At 63.0% G+C, this 20197-nt stretch carries 21 protein-coding genes; 18 read left to right on the top strand and 3 right to left on the bottom strand.

Annotated features, from left to right (window positions below; translation table 11 throughout):
- Positions 1–24 precede the first annotated feature (24 nt).
- The 11 genes from Q4G32_RS06385 (at position 25) to murA (ending at position 9471) form a co-directional block, all read left to right on the top strand.
- Positions 25–441, top strand: coding sequence for a hypothetical protein (locus Q4G32_RS06385; protein ID WP_303350079.1), 417 nt, complete (start codon positions 25–27; stop codon positions 439–441).
- A complete protein-coding gene (locus tag Q4G32_RS06380) occupies positions 438–770 on the top strand; it encodes a hypothetical protein (protein WP_303350077.1) in 333 nt (110 codons plus the stop codon). Before Q4G32_RS06385 ends, Q4G32_RS06380 begins: the two co-directional genes overlap by 4 nt.
- Positions 771–908: 138 nt before the next feature.
- Positions 909–1646 (top strand): F0F1 ATP synthase subunit A, encoded by a 738-nt coding sequence (gene atpB / locus Q4G32_RS06375; RefSeq protein WP_303350130.1) that lies wholly within the window; start codon positions 909–911, stop codon positions 1644–1646.
- 133 nt (positions 1647–1779) lie between these two features.
- Positions 1780–1986 (top strand): F0F1 ATP synthase subunit C, encoded by a 207-nt coding sequence (locus Q4G32_RS06370; RefSeq protein ID WP_303350075.1) that lies wholly within the window; start codon positions 1780–1782, stop codon positions 1984–1986.
- A gap of 56 nt (positions 1987–2042) precedes the next feature.
- Positions 2043–2588: a F0F1 ATP synthase subunit B gene (locus Q4G32_RS06365; RefSeq protein WP_303350073.1), complete on the top strand. Its 546-nt coding sequence runs from the start codon at positions 2043–2045 to the stop codon at positions 2586–2588.
- Positions 2585–3400, top strand: a complete 816-nt coding sequence (locus Q4G32_RS06360) for a F0F1 ATP synthase subunit delta (RefSeq protein WP_303350071.1) — start codon at positions 2585–2587, stop codon at positions 3398–3400. The genes Q4G32_RS06365 and Q4G32_RS06360 overlap by 4 nt, the downstream gene beginning before the upstream one ends.
- Positions 3401–3510: 110 nt before the next feature.
- The gene (atpA, locus tag Q4G32_RS06355) at positions 3511–5157 is read left to right on the top strand and encodes a F0F1 ATP synthase subunit alpha (RefSeq protein ID WP_303350069.1); all 1647 of its coding nucleotides are present in this window, start codon (positions 3511–3513) and stop codon (positions 5155–5157) included.
- A gap of 72 nt (positions 5158–5229) precedes the next feature.
- A complete protein-coding gene (locus tag Q4G32_RS06350) occupies positions 5230–6141 on the top strand; it encodes a F0F1 ATP synthase subunit gamma (RefSeq protein WP_303350067.1) in 912 nt (303 codons plus the stop codon).
- Positions 6142–6234: 93 nt separating this feature from the next.
- Positions 6235–7701 (top strand): F0F1 ATP synthase subunit beta, encoded by a 1467-nt coding sequence (atpD, locus tag Q4G32_RS06345; protein WP_303350066.1) that lies wholly within the window; start codon positions 6235–6237, stop codon positions 7699–7701.
- 2 nt (positions 7702–7703) lie between these two features.
- Positions 7704–7979 (top strand): F0F1 ATP synthase subunit epsilon, encoded by a 276-nt coding sequence (locus Q4G32_RS06340; protein WP_303350065.1) that lies wholly within the window; start codon positions 7704–7706, stop codon positions 7977–7979.
- Positions 7980–8193: 214 nt separating this feature from the next.
- Entirely contained in the window at positions 8194–9471 is a 1278-nt protein-coding gene (gene murA, locus Q4G32_RS06335; RefSeq protein ID WP_303350063.1) for a UDP-N-acetylglucosamine 1-carboxyvinyltransferase, read from the top strand.
- A gap of 89 nt (positions 9472–9560) precedes the next feature.
- Here murA and nucS read toward each other — a convergent pair whose 3' ends face one another.
- Positions 9561–10256, bottom strand: coding sequence for an endonuclease NucS (gene nucS, locus Q4G32_RS06330; RefSeq protein ID WP_303350061.1), 696 nt, complete (start codon positions 10254–10256; stop codon positions 9561–9563).
- 142 nt (positions 10257–10398) lie between these two features.
- Between nucS and Q4G32_RS06325 the strand changes: the two genes are divergently transcribed.
- The 5 genes from Q4G32_RS06325 (at position 10399) to Q4G32_RS06305 (ending at position 16550) form a co-directional block, all read left to right on the top strand.
- A complete protein-coding gene (locus Q4G32_RS06325) occupies positions 10399–11409 on the top strand; it encodes a co-chaperone YbbN (RefSeq protein WP_303350060.1) in 1011 nt (336 codons plus the stop codon).
- Positions 11410–11704: 295 nt separating this feature from the next.
- Positions 11705–12547: an ABC transporter ATP-binding protein gene (locus Q4G32_RS06320; RefSeq protein ID WP_303350058.1), complete on the top strand. Its 843-nt coding sequence runs from the start codon at positions 11705–11707 to the stop codon at positions 12545–12547.
- Positions 12529–14187 carry a hypothetical protein gene (locus Q4G32_RS06315; RefSeq protein WP_303350056.1) on the top strand — a complete coding sequence of 553 codons (1659 nt, stop codon included), beginning with the start codon at positions 12529–12531 and terminating at the stop codon, positions 14185–14187. Before Q4G32_RS06320 ends, Q4G32_RS06315 begins: the two co-directional genes overlap by 19 nt.
- A 113-nt stretch (positions 14188–14300) precedes the next feature.
- Positions 14301–14609, top strand: coding sequence for a DUF3039 domain-containing protein (locus tag Q4G32_RS06310; RefSeq protein ID WP_303350128.1), 309 nt, complete (start codon positions 14301–14303; stop codon positions 14607–14609).
- A 144-nt stretch (positions 14610–14753) separates the two neighbouring features.
- A complete protein-coding gene (locus Q4G32_RS06305) occupies positions 14754–16550 on the top strand; it encodes a DEAD/DEAH box helicase (RefSeq protein ID WP_303350126.1) in 1797 nt (598 codons plus the stop codon).
- A 166-nt stretch (positions 16551–16716) separates the two neighbouring features.
- Here the strand turns inward: Q4G32_RS06305 and Q4G32_RS06300 are convergent, their stop codons facing one another.
- Both Q4G32_RS06300 and Q4G32_RS06295 read right to left on the bottom strand, forming a co-directional pair.
- Positions 16717–17400: an isochorismatase family protein gene (locus Q4G32_RS06300; protein WP_303350054.1), complete on the bottom strand. Its 684-nt coding sequence runs from the start codon at positions 17398–17400 to the stop codon at positions 16717–16719.
- Between the two features lie 53 nt (positions 17401–17453).
- On the bottom strand, positions 17454–18815 hold the full coding sequence (locus Q4G32_RS06295; RefSeq protein WP_441327470.1) for a nicotinate phosphoribosyltransferase: 1362 nt from the start codon (positions 18813–18815) through the stop codon (positions 17454–17456).
- 272 nt (positions 18816–19087) lie between these two features.
- Between Q4G32_RS06295 and clpS the strand changes: the two genes are divergently transcribed.
- On the top strand, positions 19088–19561 hold the full coding sequence (gene clpS / locus Q4G32_RS06290) for an ATP-dependent Clp protease adapter ClpS (RefSeq protein ID WP_441327469.1): 474 nt from the start codon (positions 19088–19090) through the stop codon (positions 19559–19561).
- Positions 19561–20160, top strand: coding sequence for a DUF2017 domain-containing protein (locus tag Q4G32_RS06285; protein ID WP_303350051.1), 600 nt, complete (start codon positions 19561–19563; stop codon positions 20158–20160). Before clpS ends, Q4G32_RS06285 begins: the two co-directional genes overlap by 1 nt.
- Positions 20161–20197: the final 37 nt, after the last annotated feature.

Here is a 20197-nt window from a genome sequence, read left to right as displayed (position 1 = left end):
CGGCCGGGAAATGTATGGGCCAGAATGCTGTGGCAGGCCTCTTGTGCCGGCGCAGTGGTCGGACTGGTCCTGGCCCTGGTGGCCGCAGCTCTTGAGGGAGTTGACGGGCTCGGCAGCGTGGCCATCGGCTCCGCCATCGTGGCAGTAGTGTTCGGGGTGTCTCTGGCCGCGCTCTGGTGGTCGGCCAAGTACCCTGCCGCTGTCATGGGTCTGACCATGTTGGTGGTCTACGTTGCCCTGGTCTTTGCCGGTGCCATGATTCTGTTCTCCACCACGGCTCCCGGGTGGGTCCTGCCACGCTGGGCCGCGGGAGCCAGTATCGGGCAGGTGATTGCCTGGTTGACCGGCACAGCGGTTGCAGCGCGGCGCACCCGCATCCCCATTTTCGACGTCGACACCACGCCCGGTTCAGCACCCCGCGGGAAGGAAAACCTGTCATGACTTCCGAGGACAAGGGCGGTGCACAGGGCACCGGAGCCGTGCCCGAAAGCCCAGATACCGCTGAGGAGAATGCCCCCAGACGGCGGACTTTGAACACCGTGGGGGAGCTTGTTGAGGCCGGAGGAAACCGCGCCGCGCTGGGGATCTTGGCCTACTTGGTGATTGGGACGGCCTTCTGGAGTCTGGTAGGGTACCTGCTGGATTACTTGGTGGGGACGCAGTGGTTGGTCCTGCTCGGAGCGGGTATTGGATTCGCTGCCGGGGTCGCACTCGCTTTCCTCCACCTGCAAGCCGGACTGGGGACCAATGATGGTTCGCACCACCGGTGATGACGCCCGAAACCACCTTGCAGCACAACACCTTCATGGCCACGGTCATGACTGCCGGGATGGAACCAGAAAGGACCGCCATTGATCGTCGCCCCAGTTCTTGAGGGACAAGGCTTCCAGGCTCCCACGGTTTCGGACATGCACCTCCCGCCGTTCTTTGAGATCGGCTCGTTTGAATTCGCCAAGCACACGGTGCTGATCTTCCTGTCGGTCATCCTGATCGTGGGATTCTTCATGTGGGCCATCCGCAAGCAGGCGCTGGTTCCTTCCAAGGGGCAGTACCTGGGTGAAGTCGGCTACGGCTTTGTGCGCAACTCCCTGGGCCGGGACATCATCGGGGAAAAGGAATTCCGCCCCTGGCTGCCGCTGCTGTTCAGCTTCTTCTTCTTCATCCTGGTCAACAACTTGTTCGGGTCCATTCCCGTCCTGCAGTTGCCCACCCTGTCCCACCCGGGCTCGGCCTATGTCCTGGCGATCATCGCCTACGTGGCCTGGGTAGGCGTTGGCATCAAGCGCCACGGGTTCGGTCACTTCATGGCCAAGATGACCATGCCGCCAGATGTGCCCAAGCTGCTCTACATCTTCCTGATCCCCATCGAGTTCATCTCCAACTTGATCATCCGCCCGGTCACCCACGCACTGCGTGTGTTCGCCACCATGTTTGCCGGCCACATGGCCATCATGGTTGCTGCAGGATTGATGGCTTACCTCTTCACGGAAGTCGGTGGGCTGGTCGGTATCCTGGGTGGCGCCGGGACCATGGTCCTGGGCGTGTTCATCTACTTCCTGGAAATCCTGATTCAGGTCCTCCAGGCCTACATCTTCACCCTCCTGTTCGCGGTGTACGTGGACGGGGCGTTGAAGGAAGGTCACTGACCTTCTGGCTTCACGGCCACTCAAGATTTGGTCCGGTGCAAGCTGGATCGACCTACGGAGAACTTCTCCGAAACGTCAACCGCCATTCGTGGCACACGGCCCCTCACGGGCAGTATGAAAGGAAACTCCAAGAATGGACATCACCGGTAACCTCTCCGTCATCGGTTACGGTCTCGCAGCCATCGGCGGTGGCATCGGCGTGGGCCTGATCTTTGCTGCTTACATGCAGGCCGTCTCCCGTCAGCCGGAAACCCAGCGCATCATCCAGCCCATGCTGTTCATGGGCTTTGCCGTGGTTGAGGCCCTGGCCATCCTGGGCTTCGTGCTCGTCTTCCTGTGATCCTCCGCTAAGGAAGGACTCCAGAAGGTCAGCCAAAGAGAACAGGAAAACCGTCCATGACCACAACCATCATGGCTGCCAGCGACAATCCGCTGTTGCCCAATGGCTGGGAAATGCTGATCACCACGATCGGCTTTGCGATCCTGGTTTTCGCCGCGATCAAGTGGATCGTTCCCATGTTCGAGCGTACTTACGCCGAACGTACGGAGGCCATCGAAGGTGGCCTGGCCAAGGCCGAAGCTGCTCAGGCAGAGGCGGACAAGGCTCGGGACGAATACAACCAGCAGTTGGAATCCGCTCGGCTCGAAGCCCAGAAGATCCGCGAGGAAGCTCGCACCGAGGGTGAAAAGATCCTGGCGGACTTCAAGGACCGCGCGAACGTGGAATCCGCTCGCATCACTGAAAACGCACACACTGCCATTGCGGCGGAGCGTACGGCTGCCGTGGCCTCATTGCGTAATGAGGTCGGCACCTTGGCCATCCAGTTGTCCTCCAAGATCGTGGGGGAGTCCCTGTCTGATGACGACCGTTCGCGGCGCGTGGTGGACCGGTTCCTGAGCGATCTTGAACAGACGCCGACCGAAACGGGTGCTCACCAGTGACGGCCGCAGGATCCGACGGAAATCAGGTCAACCTCTCACGCGTGCTGGAACGCTGGACCGGCTCGGCTCAGCCGTACTTGGCTCGGGACGTGTTCGGGATCGCTGCCGTGCTCGATGAGCAGGGCAGCCTCCGCCGGGCCCTGACCGACCCCGCTCACTCCGATGATCAGCGCGTTGCCTTGGCATGGCGGATCTTCGAGGGTCACTCCTCCCGTGAGGCTTGCGAGGTTCTGGATACCCTGGTGCGCCAGCGATGGAGCGGTGAGCGCGGTTTGGCCGACGGCCTGGAAGCGGCCGGTGTGGTGCTGGCAGGTTCGGCTGCTGAGAACCGAGCGGGAGCTGAGGGACTGGACACGCTTGTGGACGATGTCCTCTCCGTGCAGGCTCTCTTGGACTCAGATGCCCAACTGCAGCAAGCATTCACCGATGCCCGTGCCTCCAATGAGGCCAAGCTGCGACTGTTGGACCGCGTGACCCCCAACCTCAGCGAGGAAGGGCGCTTGCTGGTCGAACAGGCCGTGACCCATCCGCGCGGTGCGTTGCCCCAGAGATTACTGGGCACTTTCGCCGATCATCTGGCGGGACTGCGGGATCGTTGGATCGCCCGGGTGGCAACACCCGTGGAGTTGGACCGGGGCCAGCAGGATCGTCTGCGCACAGCCCTGGGGCGGCTCTACGGCCGCGATCTGAAGGTGGTCACAGATCTGGACCGCTCACTGGTGGGTGGGCTTCGGATCACAGTGGGTGATGAAGTCATTGACGGCTCGGTCGCCACCCGCCTCAACGAACTCCAACTCAAGCTCGGAGCCTGAGCCAACCACCGCACCGGACGCACGGGGTCACACTGTGAACCCGCAAGTCCTCCAGACGAATGAGATGGTCATCGGCAGGATGATCAACAACCAGGAAGCAGGGACACGAGATGGCCGAAGTGACCATCAACGCCGATGAGGTCCGGAGCGCGCTACAAGAGTTTGCAGCCTCCTACGACCCCGGCAACACCGAACGCAAGGAAGTTGGCCGCGTCATTTCCGCAGCTGACGGCATTGCCCGAGTGGAGGGTCTGCCCTCCGTGATGGCCAATGAGCTGCTCCGTTTTGAGAACGGAGTGCTCGGCCTGGCGCAGGACCTGGACACCCGTGACCTCGGCGTCGTGGTGCTGGGTGACTTCCAAGGCATTGAAGAAGGCCAGACTGTTGAGCGGACCGGAGAAATCCTCTCCGTGCCCGTGGGTGATGGCTTCTTGGGTCGTGTGGTTGACACACTGGGTCAGCCGATTGACGACCTCGGCCCCATCGAGGCCGAAGGCCGTCGTGCCCTGGAGCTGCAGGCCCCCGGCGTGACCATGCGTAAGTCTGTGCACGAACCCCTGCAGACGGGTCTGAAGGCCATTGACGCCATGATCCCGATCGGACGGGGCCAGCGTCAGCTGATCATTGGCGACCGCCAGACCGGTAAAACCGCCATTGCCGTGGACACCATCCTGAATCAGCGGGCCAACTGGGAAACCGGTGACGCTGAAAAGCAGGTGCGTTGCATCTACGTGGCCATCGGACAGAAGGCCTCCACGATTGCCTCCGTGCGCAAGACCTTGGAGGACAACGGAGCCCTGGAGTACACCACCATCGTGGCGGCCTCAGCCTCCGATTCCGCCGGTGTGAAGTACCTGGCGCCCTACGCCGGCTCGGCCATCGGCCAGCACTGGATGTACGGCGGCAAGCACGTCCTGATCATCTTTGACGATCTGTCCAAGCAGGCAGAGGCCTACCGCGCCACCTCCCTGTTGCTGCGCCGTCCTCCGGGACGTGAGGCCTACCCGGGTGACGTGTTCTACCTGCACTCCCGCCTGCTGGAGCGTTGTGCCAAGCTCTCGGATGACTTGGGCGCAGGCTCCATGACCGGCCTGCCGATCGTGGAAACCAAGGCGAACGACGTTTCCGCCTTCATTCCCACCAACGTCATCTCCATCACCGATGGCCAGATCTTCTTGCAGTCCGATCTGTTCAACGCGGACCAGCGTCCCGCCGTGGACGTGGGCATCTCCGTGTCCCGCGTGGGTGGTGCTGCCCAGATCAAGGCCATGAAGAAGGTCTCCGGCACGCTGAAGCTGGAACTGGCCTCCTACCGGTCCATGCAGGCCTTCGCCATGTTTGCCTCTGACCTGGATGCCGCCTCCCGCCAGCAGCTGACCCGCGGTGCTCGCCTGACGGAGCTGCTGCGCCAGAAGCAGTACAGCCCGTACTCCGTGGAGTCTCAGGTTGTCTCCATCTGGGCCGGTACCAAGGGTCACCTGGATGACATTGAGGTTGCTGACGTCCTGGACTTCGAGGAAGCCCTGCTGGATCAGGTGCGCCGCACCACCAACGTCATGGACTCCATCGCATCCACGGGCAAGCTCGAAGACGACGCCGTCTCCGCACTGGAAACCGCCGTGGCCGAGGTCAAGCGCGATTTCCGCGGACACAACCGGGACAACCATGCACCTGGCCGTGAAGAGCACCAGGCCATGGACTCCGGGGACGTGTCCCAGGAGCAGTTGTCCGCCGGTGGTTCGTCCTCCCGCAGCTGAACGCCTGCGAATCGTGAAGTCTCCGTTCGGGTGCCCTGAACCGGCACCCGAACGGTAACGAAAGGAAGCTACATGGGAGCGCAGATCCGGGTTTACCGGAACAAGATCTCCTCCACACAGTCGATGAAGAAAATCTTCAAGGCCATGGAGATGATCGCCACCTCGCGCATCAACAAGGCCCGTCAGCGGATTCAGTCGGCATCGCCTTACGCCAACGCCTTGACTCGTCTGCTCTCGCAGGTGGTCACGCAGACTTCGGGGGATCACCCGTTCCTGCGCAGTGCCGACGACGTCCGGCGCTCCGCCGTCGTTGTCTTCAGCTCCGACCGCGGACTGGCCGGTTCCTACTCCGCCAATGTGCTCAAGAAGGCCGAAGGCCTGCTGGAGTACCTGCACGGTGAAGGCCGTGAGGTCAAGATTTACCTGATTGGGCGCAAGTCCAAGCAGTATTTTGACTTCCGCGGCCGTGAGTACGACGCCTTCTGGGAAGGTGAAACCGATAACGCCAGCAGTGACCGCGCCCATGAAGTGGCAGAGGTCCTGCTGGAGGCTTTCACCAAGGACTACGAAGACGGCGGGATTGATGAAATCCACCTGGTCTACACGCGTTTCCACTCGATGGTGACTCAGGAACCCAAGGTGCTGCGCCTGCTGCCGTTGGAAGTGGTTGACGCCAACGCACTGGGGGATGACATCACCAAGGGCTACGGGGAGATCGAGACCAACGCCCAGGAGTTCGAGTTCGAGCCCAATGCAGAGGAGTTCCTGGACAAGGCACTCCCGCGGTACTTCCGTTCCCGGATCTACTCGTGCCTGTGCCAGGCGGCCGCCTCTGAACTGGCCTCCCGTCAGCGTGCCATGAAGTCTGCCGGTGACAATGCGGATGATCTGATTCGCAAGTACACCCGCTTGATGAACAACGCACGTCAGGCAGAAGTGACCACCGAATTGACTGAGATCGTTTCCGCTTCCGAAGCCCTGTGATCTGCACAACCGGTCGACTCGCCGTCGTTGCCGGTACGGGTGCTCTCAGCGCCCCACCCACACCCGCCACCAACGATCAGTGAAGTGAGAGTTATGACTGCCACCATCAACGAGCAGCAGGAAACTCAGCCTGCCGCTGGTGCCATTGGCCGCGTCGCGCGCGTCAAGGGCTCCGTCGTGGACATCGAGTTCCCCGAGAACCAGATGCCCGACATCTACAACGCTCTGACCACCGAACTAAACTTTGAAGGCGAGCAGAAGACCATCTACCTGGAGACCGCCCAGCACTTGGGTGACAACCTGGTGCGTGCGATCTCCCTGCAGCTCACCGATGGTCTGGTTCGCGGCACCGAGGTGCAGGACACCGGTGCCCCGATCTCCGTGCCCGTGGGTGACGTGGTCAAGGGCCACATCTTCAACGTGGTGGGCCAGGCCCTGGACGTGGACACCGAGCAGCTTGAAATCAACGAGCGCTGGCCCATTCACCGGACCGCCCCCGGCTTTGCCGAGCTGGAAGGCTCCACGGAGATGCTGGAGACCGGCATCAAGTCCATCGACCTTCTGACCCCCTACATCAAGGGCGGAAAGATCGGTCTGTTCGGTGGCGCCGGTGTGGGCAAGACCGTGCTGATCCAGGAAATGATCACCCGTGTGGCCCGTAACTTTGGCGGTACCTCCGTGTTCGCCGGTGTGGGCGAGCGTACCCGTGAGGGCAACGACCTCTGGGTGGAAATGGAAGAAGCCGGCGTGCTCAAGGACACCGCCCTGGTGTTCGGCCAGATGGACGAGCCGCCCGGAACGCGTCTGCGCATTGCCCTGACTGGTCTGACCATGGCGGAGTACTTCCGTGACGTGCAGAACCAGGACGTGCTGCTGTTCATCGACAACATCTTCCGCTTCACCCAGGCCGGTTCCGAGGTTTCCACCCTGCTGGGCCGTATCCCCTCGGCTGTGGGCTACCAGCCCACCCTGGCGGATGAGATGGGTGTGCTCCAGGAGCGCATCACCTCCACCCGCGGCCACTCGATCACCTCCATGCAGGCGATCTACGTGCCCGCCGATGACTACACGGACCCGGCTCCGGCCACCACGTTCGCGCACTTGGATGCCACCACCAACCTCTCGCGTGACATCGCCTCCCGTGGTCTGTACCCCGCGATCGACCCGCTGGCCTCGACCTCCCGCATCCTCGACCCCCAGTACGTGGGCCAGGAGCACTACGACGTCGCAACCCGCGTGAAGTCGATCCTGCAGGAGAACAAGGAACTGCAGGACATCATCGCCATCCTGGGTGTGGAAGAACTCTCCGAAGAGCAGAAAGTTGTGGTCTCCCGCGCCCGCCGCATCGAGCAGTTCCTCTCCCAGAACACCTACACCGCTCTGCAGTTCACCGGTGTGGAGGGCTCCACGGTCCCCGTTGCGGAGACCATCGAGTCCTTCCAGAAGATCTGCGACGGCGAGCTGGACCACGTTCCGGAACAGGCCTTCTACAACGTGGGTGGCCTGGACGACGTCATGGCCAAGTGGGATGAGATCAAGCGCTCCACCGGAGAGAAGTGATCATGGCTGCTCCGTTGATCGTTGAGATCGTTGAGCTCTCCGAGCCGGTGTGGAATGGCGAGGCCCGCCAGGTCATTGTGCGCACCACGGACGGAGACCTCGGCATCCTGGCGGGTCACGTGGCTACCGCTGGTGTGTTGGTTCCCGGCCGGGTTGTGATTGACCCGGTGGACGGCCAGCGCATTGAGGGCCAGATTGACGGTGGCTTTGTCTCCGTTGACGGCAACCGAGTGACCATTGTGGCTGACCACTACCAGGCGCCCGGCTCTGACTCCTGATCCGTGATGACGTGATGGCGACGTGATCACGTCAACACTTCAGGATGAGTTGTTCCCAGCCTGAGCCCCCGTACAGTTTGTGCGGGGGCTCTTGGCCTCTTACAGGTTGTTCAAACCTTTTACAGGTGTTCAAGCCGCATGTAGGTGTTCCACCGCATGCAGGTGTTCCAGTTGCGTGATCGGGACGTGATCCCGTTGGAAGTGCAGGGTGAGTATGGAAGAGAAAATTGTTGTCCACGGGCCGACCGCCGTGAACGGCACCCTTCCCGTGTACGGTGCCAAGAACAGCGTGCTCAAACTCATGGCTGCCACGCTCCTGGCGGTGGGGAAGTCGCGGATCACGAATGTTCCGGAGATTGACGACGTCTCCATCATGGCGGAACTCCTACGCCGCCTGGGCTGCCACGTCACCTACAACAAGGCCGAGCGCTGGGTGGACATTGACGTCCCGCAGGAGCTCAACCACGTGGCTGACTACGACTTGGTCCGCGCCATGCGCGCGTCCGTGTCCGTGTTGGGTCCCTTGATTGCGCGCTGTCATGCAGCGGAGGTGGCCTTGCCCGGTGGCGATGCCATCGGTACGCGCGGTCTGGACATGCACCGGAACGGGTTGGAAGCCATGGGCGCTGCATTTCGCACGGAAGCGGGATACCTCAAAGCCACGGTGGAGCACCAGCTGCGCGGGGCCGAGTATCACCTGGCGTACCCGTCCGTGGGCGCCACCGAAAACCTGATGACGGCGGCCACCTTGGCCCAGGGCACCACGGTTTTGGAGAACGTGGCACGCGAGCCGGAAATTGTGGACATCTGCCAGATGCTGGTTCAGATGGGAGCCAAGATTGACGGAATTGGCACCTCCACCTTGACCGTCACGGGGGTGCCCAGCCTGAAGCCGGTGGAGCACCGGACCGTGCCGGACCGTATTGTTGCTGGAACATGGGCCTTTGCAGCTGCAGTCACGGGCGGCCGGGTGCACGTGCGGGGCGCGGAAGCCTCCCATCTGAGCGTGGTTCTGGACAAGCTGCGCCTGGCCGGCTGCACCATTTCGGAAGAGACCGACGGTTTTGTGGTGCAAGGCCCCGAACGCCCGCAGGCCGTCAACATCTCAACGCTGCCCTATCCGGGCTTTCCCACGGATCTGCAGCCGTTCGCCGTCGCCATGAATGCGGTGGCGGAGGGTTCGGGAATGATCACGGAGAACGTTTTTGAAGCCCGCTGGGGATTCACCGCGGAGCTGGAACGACTGGGCGCCCACGTACGCTTGGACGGTCATCATGCGTGGCTGGATGGGACCGATGAACTCTCTGGCGCACCTGTGGAGGCCAAGGACATTCGAGCCGGTGCCGCGTTGGTGATTGCCGGCATGCGGGCACAGGGCGCTACCGAGGTCTTGGGCATCGGGCACATTGACCGCGGGTATGAGAACTTTGTGGACAACTTGACCAATGCGGGAGCCAGCGTGGAACGGCGGATGGTGGCGCCGTCGTTCTGAGTGGCTGAGCAGCTCAGCAACTTGGGCATGGGAAATGCGTCAGGAAGGTTCTCCTGGCGCATTTCCCATGCCCAAGTTCAGCAGTGAGCTCAGAACAGGCGGGCGTCCTTGTCGTCGACGTCGCGCATGGCGTCGTAGTCCAGGGTCAGGCAGGCGATGCCACGGTCCGTGGCCAGTACCTTGGCCTGCGGTTTGATCTGCTGGGCGGCAAAAATCCCCCGGACGGGAGCCAACCGTGGGTCGCGGTTGAGCAGTTCCAAGTAGCGGGTGAGTTGTTCTACGCCGTCAATGTCACCGCGGCGTTTGAGCTCAATGGCAATGGTGGCTCCCTGGCCGTCCCGCGCCAGAATGTCCACCGGCCCGATGGCCGTGGGGTATTCGCGCCGAATCAAGGTGGAGCCTTCACCCAGCACCTCGATTTGCTCGGCCAGCAGGCGTTGGAGATCTGCTTCCACTCCGTCCTTGGTGAGCCCCGGGTCCACGCCCAGCTCGTGGCTGATTTCCTCATGGACCTGGTGGATCAGGATTTTCAGGACGTCATCCGATTTGGCCGCGGAAACCGTCCACACTTCCTGAACGCCAACAGCAGCTTGATCTTGGTCCGGCTCCCCGGTTGAGAGCCTGGCCGGGGGAGACATCCAGTTCAATGGCTTGTAGCTGCCGCCATCGGAATGCACCAGCACAGATCCATCTGCTTTCAGGATCAGTAGTCGGCGGGCCAACGGGAGGTGCGCCGTCAGGCGACCTTGGTAGTCAACGGAGCAGTCAGCTATCACAACACGCACGGCGGACAGTCTGACACAGTGCGGGATGGGAGGCTGTCAGCGCAACGGTGGGTACGGGCGGTTGGACACAGGTGATTTTCCGGAGCGTGAACGGCTTGCCGCGTGCCTGCCGGTGCACTGGGCAGCTGGCTAAGCTGGTGGTATGAGCTTGAACCCGCAGAATTTGCCACAGAACTCCGGTGCACAGCCCGCCCAGGCCGGTGCGGATACCACTCACAGCGTCCCGGCCTCTGTGCGGGGGGCTGTGGATCTTGGCGCCGGACGGACTGGATCGGGAGCCGGCGCTCAGCGGCCTGCGGGATTGGATGGCGGGAACGGTTCACCTGCGGCAGCTGCATCAGCGGGCATGTTCCGCCGTGACATTGCGGATGCCCAGCAGTTCCAGGCGGTGGCCGAACTCTCGTCCCAAGTTCCCGTGGTGTTGGTGCTGACGGCAGGTTATGCCCCGGAGTCCGGACAGTTCGCGGATCAGGTGGCGGCACAGATCGACCAGTTGGACGGGCGGATGGTGCTCAGCGCCGTCGACGTCGAAAAACTGCCGGAGATTGCCCAAGCCCTGCAGGTGCAGTCCATCCCCACGATCATTGCGTTGGTGGGTGGGCGCCCGGTACCGATTGCACAGTCGGCCATTCCCGCCGAGCAACTGGCCCCGGTGCTGCAAGAACTCCTGAGCTTGGCGCAGCAGAACGGTGTCAGCGGGCAGGTTGAGCCCACCCCGCAGGACACTGAACCGGAGCCCCTTCCGCCGCTGCACCAGGAGGCCGTGGACAAGCTGGAGGCCGGTGACCTGGAGGGGGCACATGCTGCCTATCAGCAGGCCATCCGAGAGAATCCGGGGGACAGCCAGGCAAAGCTGGCGCTGGCCCAGGTGGAGTTGTTGCAGCGTGTGACGGCAATGGACGCTCAGGAAGTACGCCAGGCTGCGGCCACGGCGCCGGAAAATGTGCAAGCTCAACTTGATGTGGCGGATCTGGACCTGTCCGGGGGACATGTGGAGGATGCTTTTCGGCGTCTCCTCAACGTGGTACGGCGCACCGCAGGTGAAGACCGGGAAACTGCACGCCGGCGTTTGATCGACCTGTTCGGTGTGGTGGGTGCTGAAGATCCGCGGGTGGTGGCTGCACGTTCGCAGTTGATGCGTGCCCTGTTCTGAGTAGATGTTCTGCGGGCTGGGCTGATTGTCTGCAGGCCGGGCAGGATTTCTGCACGTTGAGCTGCCTGATTGCAGAGCGGGCTGTGGCGGAGCAGCCGCCCCGTCGTCGTACTTCCACCTGCGGTCCGCATTCGCCCTCAATTGGTACGCAAAACACCAAGAACCGCCTCGATCAGTGGCCATTTGCGTACCAACTCAAGCCAAACGCCCGCAGTTCGGTTCGATTGCCCCGTGTGGTTCCACATCATCCTTCCGGCGGATGGGTTCCGTTGACCACGGCAGATAATCTGAATCCATGAGCCACGTGCCCAGCATCTCAGAGAGCCAGCACCCGGAAAATCGGCCGTTGTCCGCCCCACCGAACGCACAGGTGGCTGTGCGCCTGCGGGGATTGACCAAGGTATTTGCCCCGGGAACCGATCGCGCAAAAATTGCGGTCAATCGGTTGAGCCTGGATGTGCCGCGGGGTGCGTTCTATGGCTTGGTGGGCCGTAACGGTGCGGGGAAAACCACGGCGCTGTCCATGCTGACGGGTCTGTTGCGGCCCACGGAGGGGCAAGCGGAGGTGGCCGGCATTGATGTGTGGCGCAACCCGCGTGCTGCCAAAATGGCCATGGGTGTGTTGCCGGACGGCGTGAACTTCTTTGAACGGCTCTCCGGGCGTCAGCTGGTGACCTACGCGGGCCTGTTGCGGGGAATGGACCGCAGCACCGTGACCCAACGTACGGATGATCTGCTGCGCGCCATGGATTTGAGCAACGACGCCGGAACACCCGTTCAGGATTACTCCGCGGGCATGCGCAAGAAGGTCATGCTGGCTGCTGCCATGGTTCATGCGCCCGGGCTGCTGGTTTTGGATGAGCCCTTTGAGGCCGTTGATCCGGTGTCCGCTGCAAATATCCGTGAACTGCTGCAAGGTTTTGCCCGTGCCGGTGGAACGGTGATTGTCTCCAGCCACGTGATGGACCTGGTCCAGCGGATGTGCGACCACGTGGCGGTGGTGGACAACGGACGGCTCCTGGCTGCTGGGACGGTGGATCAGGTCCGGGGGGAGAAGTCCCTGGAGGACACCTTTGTGGACTTGGTGGGTGGACGTACTCACGTGGGGGAGGAACTGTCATGGCTACGTCCGCAGTGAATGCACCGGTGTTGCCCGGCAACCACAGCCGTGCTCAGACGGCCACCGGTCCCAGCACAGGTGTCACCGTCAGACATCTGGTGACCCTCAAAGCCCGGTTGACCTGGGCCATGTTGACCCGCAGTACGGCAGTCATTGTGGGTGTGGTGCTGGGCGGGCTGTGGGGCCTGGGCATGTTGTTCTTCTACGGCGCCGTCATGGTGGGGGTGCCGCAGTTCTTGCCGCCGGAGGGTGTGCAGGCAACCGCTGTTCTGACTGCCTCCGCGGGAACGCTGCTGTGGTGGGTGTTCGCCATCGTCTCCGGACGGGCGGATGCCACGTTGCATGCCAGTCAGTTCGCAATGTTCCCGCTACCTCGGCTGGGTATTGCACTGGGACAAATTGTGGGCGCGCTGGTGGGCATTGCCGGCCCATTGACAGCGGTGGCCTTGATCTTGCACGCCACCATGTGGCGACTGGACACGGTGGCTCTGGTGACTGCCCTGGTGCTCTTACCTGCCGGATGGTTGCTGATGATCTTGGGCAACCGCAGCTTCACGGCAGTGGCGGAGCGGGTCTCCGCCAAACGCCGCGTGGGCGAGATGATCACGCTGGTGTTCCTGGTGCTGCTGATGCTCACGGGGCCCATCTTGACCGGCTTGTTCACCGGCGTGGACTCACTGGGTGACCGGATTTACACGATTGCAGACGTGGTGGCATGGACTCCGGTGGGGGCACTGTGGGCGATCCCCGGTGACATGGCAGCGGGAGCCTATGTGCTGGCTGCGCTGCGTGCGGTGATCGTTCTGGTGACCGCGGGGCTCCTGGTCTGGTTGTGGTTCAACGCGTTACGCGTCTCTGCTGAATCCGGTGCCGTGGCCACCAATGTTGGTAGCGGCAAGAAGATCAAGGGTGCGGGTTTGTTCGACCGGATGCCGCAGCGCCCCTGGGCCACCGTGGCTGCGCGTAGCCTGATCTACTGGGTCAAGGACCCCCGGTATTCGGGTTCTTTGGTGATTGTCCCCGTCATGTTCGGGCTGTTCTGGTTCATGTCCCGGGAGGGCGGTGGCATGTTGCTCTTTGGCGCACCGTTCGTGGCCTTCCTGATGGCCTACACGATCTCCGCAGATGTTTCCTATGACCACAAGGGCTTTGCTCTGCACGTACTGACCGGTGTGAGTGGCGCTGCGGATCGCTTGGGGCGAGTGATCGGCATGCTGCTGCCGGGCATTCCGCTGACCACTCTGGGCTTGATCCTGGCTGTGAGCACCACCAACCGCTGGGATTTGTTGCCGGGTCTGGCGGGCGTCTGTGCTTTGGCCCTTCTGGGCGGTGCGGGGGTGAGTTCCGTTGTGTCGGCGCGCTACACCTATCCGGTGCCCCTGCCGGGACAGTCGCCGTTCAAGACCCCGCAGGGATTCACCGTGCTCAACGTTCTGGCCCAAGTGGTGGTGGTCACCATGATGGCCCTCCTCACGTTGCCCGCAGTGATTCCGCTGTTCATTCAGGTGCAAACCGGTCAGATGGTGTGGGGAGTGGTGGCCTTGACTGTTGGTGTGCTGCTGGGGGCGGCGGTGTGCGCCGTCGGAGTGTGGCTGGGTGGTAAGTGGCTGGATGCCCGTGGGCCGGAACTGTTGGCCACGGTCTCCAACTACCGCTGAATCGGATCGGTGACTCATCGCACCCCAACCCCGGTTCCGGTAGCCCGGAGACAACGGGTGTGGCGAGTAGACTGACGGCCATGAATTCCCACCAGCAGATATTGGACCAGACCATGCCCGTGGCCGGCCCGTGGCCGTTCACCCGCGGTACTTCCACCGAACCCGTTGGTGGGACCTCCACGATTGAGCGTGAAGAGACCCGGGAACTGCAAGAACCCGGTGACCACGAACGCTTTGCGCATTACGTGCGCAAGGAGAAGATCATGGAGTCGGCCATGTCCGGCGAACCCGTGATTGCGCTGTGCGGCAAGGTGTGGGTACCCGGCCGGGATCCCAACAAGTTCCCCGTCTGTCCTACGTGCAAAGAGATCTACGACGGTCTGCGCGCGCCCAAAGACGGCGGAGACGACTCCACCAACTGACTCCCACTCCCCGCCCCACCACCGAGCACCCGTTCTCGGCCATCTGTGACGTTGTTGCGCGCCCAAAAAGGGTTGCGCCCAACAACGGTGGCTCGGTGAGAAGCCATGCGTGTGAAAGGTCCTGAATCGCCCGTGTCCGATGAGATGCAACCCACGTTGTTCGGCGGCCCCGCCGCGGAAATGCCGCCGGCCTACCCGGAACGGGCGGCGTGGGGAACCGCTGGAAAGCTGCGCGCGTGGCAGGCGGAGGCGCTGGAAAAGTACTTCGCCAGCCAGCCCCGTGACTTCATGGCCGTGGCAACTCCTGGCGCCGGTAAAACCACCTTTGCGCTGCGTTTGGCCAGGGAACTGGTGGACCGTGGCAGCGTCAATCGCATCACGGTGGTGTGCCCCACCGAACACCTGAAACGGCAGTGGGCGGATGCCGCAGCCAGGGTGGGGCTGGCCATTGACCCCAATTTCAAAAATGCGGACGGCCAGCACGCTCAGGGCTATCTGGGGGTTGCTGTGACCTACGCCCAGGTGGGCATGAAACCCCTGCTGCACCGGGCGCGTACTGAACAGGCCCGCACGCTGGTGATCATGGACGAGATCCACCACGCGGGTGATGCCTTGTCCTGGGGTGACGGTCTACGCGAGGCTTTTGAACCGGCCACTCGCCGGCTGGCGTTGACCGGTACCCCCTTCCGTTCGGACACCGCACCCATTCCGTTCGTGACCTACGCGGAGGACGCCGACGGTGTGCGCCGTTCCAAGGCCGACTACACCTACGGCTACGGGGATGCCCTCAAAGATCACGTGGTGCGCCCGGTGATCTTCATGGCCTATTCCGGGCAGATGCGGTGGCGGACGTCTGCGGGGGAGGAGATGGCGGCCGAGTTGGGGGAGGGTTTCACCAAATCCATCACCGGCCATGCTTGGCGGACCGCGCTGTCACCGGAGGGCCAGTGGATCCCCGCGGTGCTGCAGGGCGCTGACCGTCGCCTCTCGGAGGTGCGCCGCACCGTACCGGATGCGGGTGCTTTGGTGATTGCCACGGATCACCAGGACGCCAAGGCTTACGCGCACATGCTGCACCAGATCACCGGGGAGAAACCCACGGTGGTGCTCTCGGATGACAAAGCGGCTTCCGTGCGGATCGAAGAATTTTCGGAGGGAGACCAGCGCTGGATGGTGGCGGTGCGCATGGTTTCCGAGGGCGTGGACGTACCTCGTTTGGCAGTGGGCGTGTATGCCACCTCCACGTCCACGCCGCTGTTCTTTGCCCAGGCGGTCGGGCGTTTTGTGCGTGCCCGTAAACGCGGGGAAATCGCCTCCGTGTTCCTGCCCTCCGTGCCGGTGCTCATGGGGCACGCCAACTCCATGGAGCAAGAACGTGACCACGCACTGGATCGTCCCACCCGGGACAGCGGAGAGCTGGTGGATTTTGCCGAAACGGGCTGGGACGACGACGAACTGGCGGCTGCCAACCGCACGGAAGCCGCCTCTGCCGAATTAGCTGATGGTTCTTTCAAAGCCTTGGAATCAGATGCCTCCTTCCACGGAGTGCTCTTTGACGGTGGTGAGTTCGGGGGCGGTGTGGCTGCCGGGTCGGATGAGGAAGCTGACTACCTGGGCATCCCCGGGCTGTTGGACGCCGATCAGGTGACCACGCTCTTGCGGGAGCGGCAATCCGCGCACGCCAAACGACGTTCCGCAGGCCAGCCATCGGCCCCGACAGAGGCAAGCCCCGCAGTCCCGGATCACCGCCGGATGAAGGAATTGCGGCAACAACTCTCCAAGAATGTCTCCGCGTGGTCTGCCCGCACCGGCAAGCCGCACGGTGTGATCCACAATGAGTTGCGTACAGCCTGTGGTGGACCGGCGGTGGCTCAGGCAACCCAAGAACAGCTGGAAGCCCGTCTGGCCAAGATGCAGAACTGGTTCATCGGGCGTAAGTAGCGGCTTGCCCACGGGGGGATCGACGGGACCAGCGGAACCAGCGGGGTCAGCGGCTTGCCCACGAGGGAACCAGCGGAACCAGCAGGATCAGCGGCCTGTCCACGTGGATGAGCCACTGGCCCAGCACCGGAGGCACCGAGCCACTGGCCAGTCCGGCCAGACTGCGTCAGTCCCGCACGATCTCCACTCCGGCATCTTCCAAGGTGTCCAGCACGTCCTCCACCGTTTCCGGGGACACGGCTGCCGTGAGGGCCAAGAGCACACGGGTTTCATATCCGGCGTCCACGGCATCTCGGGCGGTGGCTCGTACGCAGTGATCGGTGGCCAGACCCACCACATCCACGGCTTCGATTCCGCGCTCGCGTAACCAGTCGTCCAAGCTCTGGGCCTGGGGGTCAACTGTCAGGCCGTCATCGCGGGCTTCGTCCTCGGCTGATTCTTCGGCATTGGCAAAGCCGTCGTCGTCTGCGGTTTCTTCCTCGAAAACGCCCAAGGGAGTGGAGGTTTCGGGGGCCAGGACTCCCTCGAATCCGGAGTAGGCGGCCTCAAATTCCCCCTTGCGGAACCAGGCCTCAATGCGGTCTGTCTCAAAGTCCGGGTGCGGCTCGGCCCCAGTGGAATCGGCCACGCAGTGCACGGGCCAGGTGTCCACATAATCGGGGTCTTGGGAAAAATGGGTTCCCGGGTCCACATGCCAGTCCTGCGTGGCAACAATGGCGGCGTAGTCCGCGTGGTGATCCTCAATGTATTCGGAGATGGCAGCGGCGGTGGCGGCACCGCCGGTCACGGCCAGCGAGCCGCCCTCACAAAAGTCATTCTGCAGATCAACCACGATCAGTGCGGTGTTCATGGGATTCACACCCTCCTTGGGCGTAGACGGAGAAGCCTTGGACACGGAGAGGTTCAGGCTTCCAGGACTGTGGGGATCACGGCCTCACCCTCGGAGAGCCGGGTGGCGGCCCGTGGAAGTTCTGCCATGGTGGCGGCATGGCGTTGCCGGGCGCGTGTCACAGCTTGGGGGCCGGTCCAGCCCTCCACCACCTGGCCATCGCGCACAAAGGCCTCCATGAGCGGGCGATCGTCACCGTCGTCAACGGGCACCGTGTCCACACCCACGATTTCATGGGTGGCCACACCATCTTTCTGACGACGGCGCAGCGCCGTCTTGCGCCCACCCACCGAACCTTTGCCGGTGGCTTTCTTGGCCACCGGCTCCAACTCACCGGCGGAGTTCTCCCGGGCCACCAGTTTGTAGACCATGGAGGAGGTGGGGACACCCGATCCGGTCACCAGCCGAGTACCCACTCCGTAGGCATCCACGGGGGCTGCGGCCAGGCTTGCAATGGCGTATTCATCAAGGTCAGACGTGACCGTGATCCGGGTTTGGGTGTTGCCCAGGGAATCCAGCAGCTCACGGACCCGAGCAGCTTGAGTCACCAGATCACCGGAGTCCAGACGAACCGCCCCCAGCTCGGGGCCCGCCAGCTCAACCGCCATACGCACCGCAGCATCAACGTCGTAGGTGTCCACCAGCAACGTGGTTCCCACTCCCTGAGCAGCAAGCTGAGAGCGGAAGGCAGCTTCTTCGTCGTCGTGCAGCAAAGTGAAGGAGTGAGCGGCGGTGCCGATGGTGGTGACGCCGTACCGGTAACCGGCCTCCAGATTGGAGGTCCCCGCAAAACCTGCGATGACGGCCGCGCGCGCAGCGGCCACGGCGGCCTCATCGTGAGCCCGGCGCGAGCCCATTTCCAGGCACGGCCGGCCCGCTGCTGCCGAGGTCATGCGGGAGGCCGCCGACGCCACGGCGGAATCGTAATTGAGCACGGAGAGAATGTAGGTCTCCAGCATGCAGGCCTCGGCAAAGGTGCCTTCCACCCGCAGCACGGGGGAGTTGGGGAACCAGGCATCCCCTTCTGCGTAACCGTCGATCTGTCCGCTGAAGCGGAAATCGGCAAGCCACTGTGCCGTGGTGTGATCAATGACCCCGGTGCGTTCCAAGAACTCCAGGCGATCGCCCTCAAAGCGGAACTGTTCCAGCCCCTCCAGGAAACGCCCGGTACCTGCCACAACGCCGTAGCGCCGTCCGGACTGCAGTCTGCGGGAGAACACCTCAAACACGCTGCGCCGCTGTGCGGTCCCGTCACGCAGGGCGGCTTGCAGCATGGTGAGTTCGTAGTGGTCGGTCAGCAACGCCGTGGGTGCCGGAGTCCACGTGGAAGTGTCAGTTTTCACAATCGTCACTGTATCGGCTGACAACCGCCGCATCAGCCTGACCGAGGTTCTGGTGGGAAGTGCGACGTGTGGTTGTGGGGTCTGGTTCTGGGGGCGTGGATGATGGGCTCCGAGGTGGCTGGCCTGATTTGGTACGCAAATAGCCACTGATCGAGGCGGTTCTTGGACTTTTGCGTACCGCATGAGGGCGAATGCGTACCGCAGGTGGAAGTACGACGACGGGGTGGGTGCTCCGCCACGGACGGTCCACCCAGAACCCAGGTGGGATGTCTCCGAATGCCGTGTGCGCTTAGCATGGAGGGATCATGGTTTTGACCCCAGTAACTGCCCACCCAGCCGGGCGCAATGACGGCAACCGCACCCCGGTCCACTCGACGACGCCCCCGGCACGGGCAGGTGGCCTGCCAACGATTCTCGCTGGCCTGTCATCGACGGTCGTGGCCGGTCCGTCCCTGGACCAGCGTCCGGACAGTGCAGTGGACCAGCGCACTGCCACGGACACACCGTGGCAGGTGGTGGTCTGGGACGATCCTGTGAATCTGATGAGCTGGGTGACCTGGGTGTTTCGCACGCATTTTGGATTCCCCCAAGCCAAATCCCACCGATTGATGTTGGAGGTGCACACCAATGGTCGCGCGGTGGTGGCCTCTGGCAGCTTGGAACAAGCGGAACAGCACGTGGCTGCGCTGCACGGATACGGCCTGTGGGCCACCTACGAGCGGACCGGCGGCAGCGGGGACCCCACCGGAGACTCCCACCCAACCGGAGGTTCTTTCTGATGGCACAGGCATTTCGCTCCACACCGCACGGAATGATCGCGCGCCTGGACCCCCAGGAACGCGGATTGTTACGCCGCCTCTTTGAGGACGTGGTGACCATGTTGGAGCCAGAGGATGCAGGGCAAACAGGTGACGACGGCGCCGTCGATCCCCTGGAGCAGATGCTGGGGTTCACGGAGGATGTGGAAGCCCCCCGCGATCCCGCGCTGCACCGGCTGTTACCGGATGCCAGTTCCAATGCCGAACGTTCGCAGGAGTTCAGGCGTTACACCGAACGCTCTCTGCGGGAGGAAAAGGTAGGGGCCTTGCGGCGCGCTGCCATGGCCGTGGAACATGACCCCGTCCAGTTGGAAGGCACCGCGGTCCAGGACTTTTCGCGTGCCCTCAATGATGTCCGGCTGGTGCTGGCAACTCGGCTGGAGATCGAGTCGGAGGAGGATGCCCGCCGGGTGGAGGCAGCGGCCTCGCAGACCGCGGTGGGCAAGATCGAGGATGCCCAGACCTACATGGCGGTGGTGTACGGCTTTGTGTCCTGGCTGCAGAACTCATTGGTGGAAGCCATGCTGCTGGATCTACCGGGAGACCACCTGCGGCCGTGACCTGCACCTCATTCATGAAGTGAGGTGCGTCTCTGAT

It is taken from the genome of Kocuria sp. (genome assembly GCF_030538595.1).
Classification (GTDB): domain Bacteria; phylum Actinomycetota; class Actinomycetes; order Actinomycetales; family Micrococcaceae; genus Kocuria.
This window is presented reverse-complemented; position numbering and strand designations above follow the sequence as displayed.

Excerpts from the sequence above, each read along its gene's own strand:
- Q4G32_RS06385 (WP_303350079.1), top strand. The coding sequence starts at position 25 with ATGCTGTGGCAGGCCTCTTGTGCCGGCGCAGTGGTCGGACTGGTCCTG.
- Q4G32_RS06380 (WP_303350077.1), top strand. The coding sequence starts at position 438 with ATGACTTCCGAGGACAAGGGCGGTGCACAGGGCACCGGAGCCGTGCCC.
- atpB (WP_303350130.1), top strand. The coding sequence starts at position 909 with ATGCACCTCCCGCCGTTCTTTGAGATCGGCTCGTTTGAATTCGCCAAG.
- Q4G32_RS06370 (WP_303350075.1), top strand. The coding sequence starts at position 1,780 with ATGGACATCACCGGTAACCTCTCCGTCATCGGTTACGGTCTCGCAGCC.
- Q4G32_RS06365 (WP_303350073.1), top strand. The coding sequence starts at position 2,043 with ATGACCACAACCATCATGGCTGCCAGCGACAATCCGCTGTTGCCCAAT.
- atpA (WP_303350069.1), top strand. The coding sequence starts at position 3,511 with ATGGCCGAAGTGACCATCAACGCCGATGAGGTCCGGAGCGCGCTACAA.
- Q4G32_RS06350 (WP_303350067.1), top strand. The coding sequence starts at position 5,230 with ATGGGAGCGCAGATCCGGGTTTACCGGAACAAGATCTCCTCCACACAG.
- atpD (WP_303350066.1), top strand. The coding sequence starts at position 6,235 with ATGACTGCCACCATCAACGAGCAGCAGGAAACTCAGCCTGCCGCTGGT.
- Q4G32_RS06340 (WP_303350065.1), top strand. The coding sequence starts at position 7,704 with ATGGCTGCTCCGTTGATCGTTGAGATCGTTGAGCTCTCCGAGCCGGTG.
- murA (WP_303350063.1), top strand. The coding sequence starts at position 8,194 with ATGGAAGAGAAAATTGTTGTCCACGGGCCGACCGCCGTGAACGGCACC.
- Q4G32_RS06325 (WP_303350060.1), top strand. The coding sequence starts at position 10,399 with ATGAGCTTGAACCCGCAGAATTTGCCACAGAACTCCGGTGCACAGCCC.
- Q4G32_RS06320 (WP_303350058.1), top strand. The coding sequence starts at position 11,705 with ATGAGCCACGTGCCCAGCATCTCAGAGAGCCAGCACCCGGAAAATCGG.
- Q4G32_RS06315 (WP_303350056.1), top strand. The coding sequence starts at position 12,529 with ATGGCTACGTCCGCAGTGAATGCACCGGTGTTGCCCGGCAACCACAGC.
- Q4G32_RS06310 (WP_303350128.1), top strand. The coding sequence starts at position 14,301 with ATGCCCGTGGCCGGCCCGTGGCCGTTCACCCGCGGTACTTCCACCGAA.
- Q4G32_RS06305 (WP_303350126.1), top strand. The coding sequence starts at position 14,754 with ATGCAACCCACGTTGTTCGGCGGCCCCGCCGCGGAAATGCCGCCGGCC.
- Q4G32_RS06300 (WP_303350054.1), bottom strand. The coding sequence starts at position 17,400 with ATGAACACCGCACTGATCGTGGTTGATCTGCAGAATGACTTTTGTGAG.
- Q4G32_RS06295 (WP_441327470.1), bottom strand. The coding sequence starts at position 18,815 with ATGCGGCGGTTGTCAGCCGATACAGTGACGATTGTGAAAACTGACACT.
- clpS (WP_441327469.1), top strand. The coding sequence starts at position 19,088 with ATGGTTTTGACCCCAGTAACTGCCCACCCAGCCGGGCGCAATGACGGC.
- Q4G32_RS06285 (WP_303350051.1), top strand. The coding sequence starts at position 19,561 with ATGGCACAGGCATTTCGCTCCACACCGCACGGAATGATCGCGCGCCTG.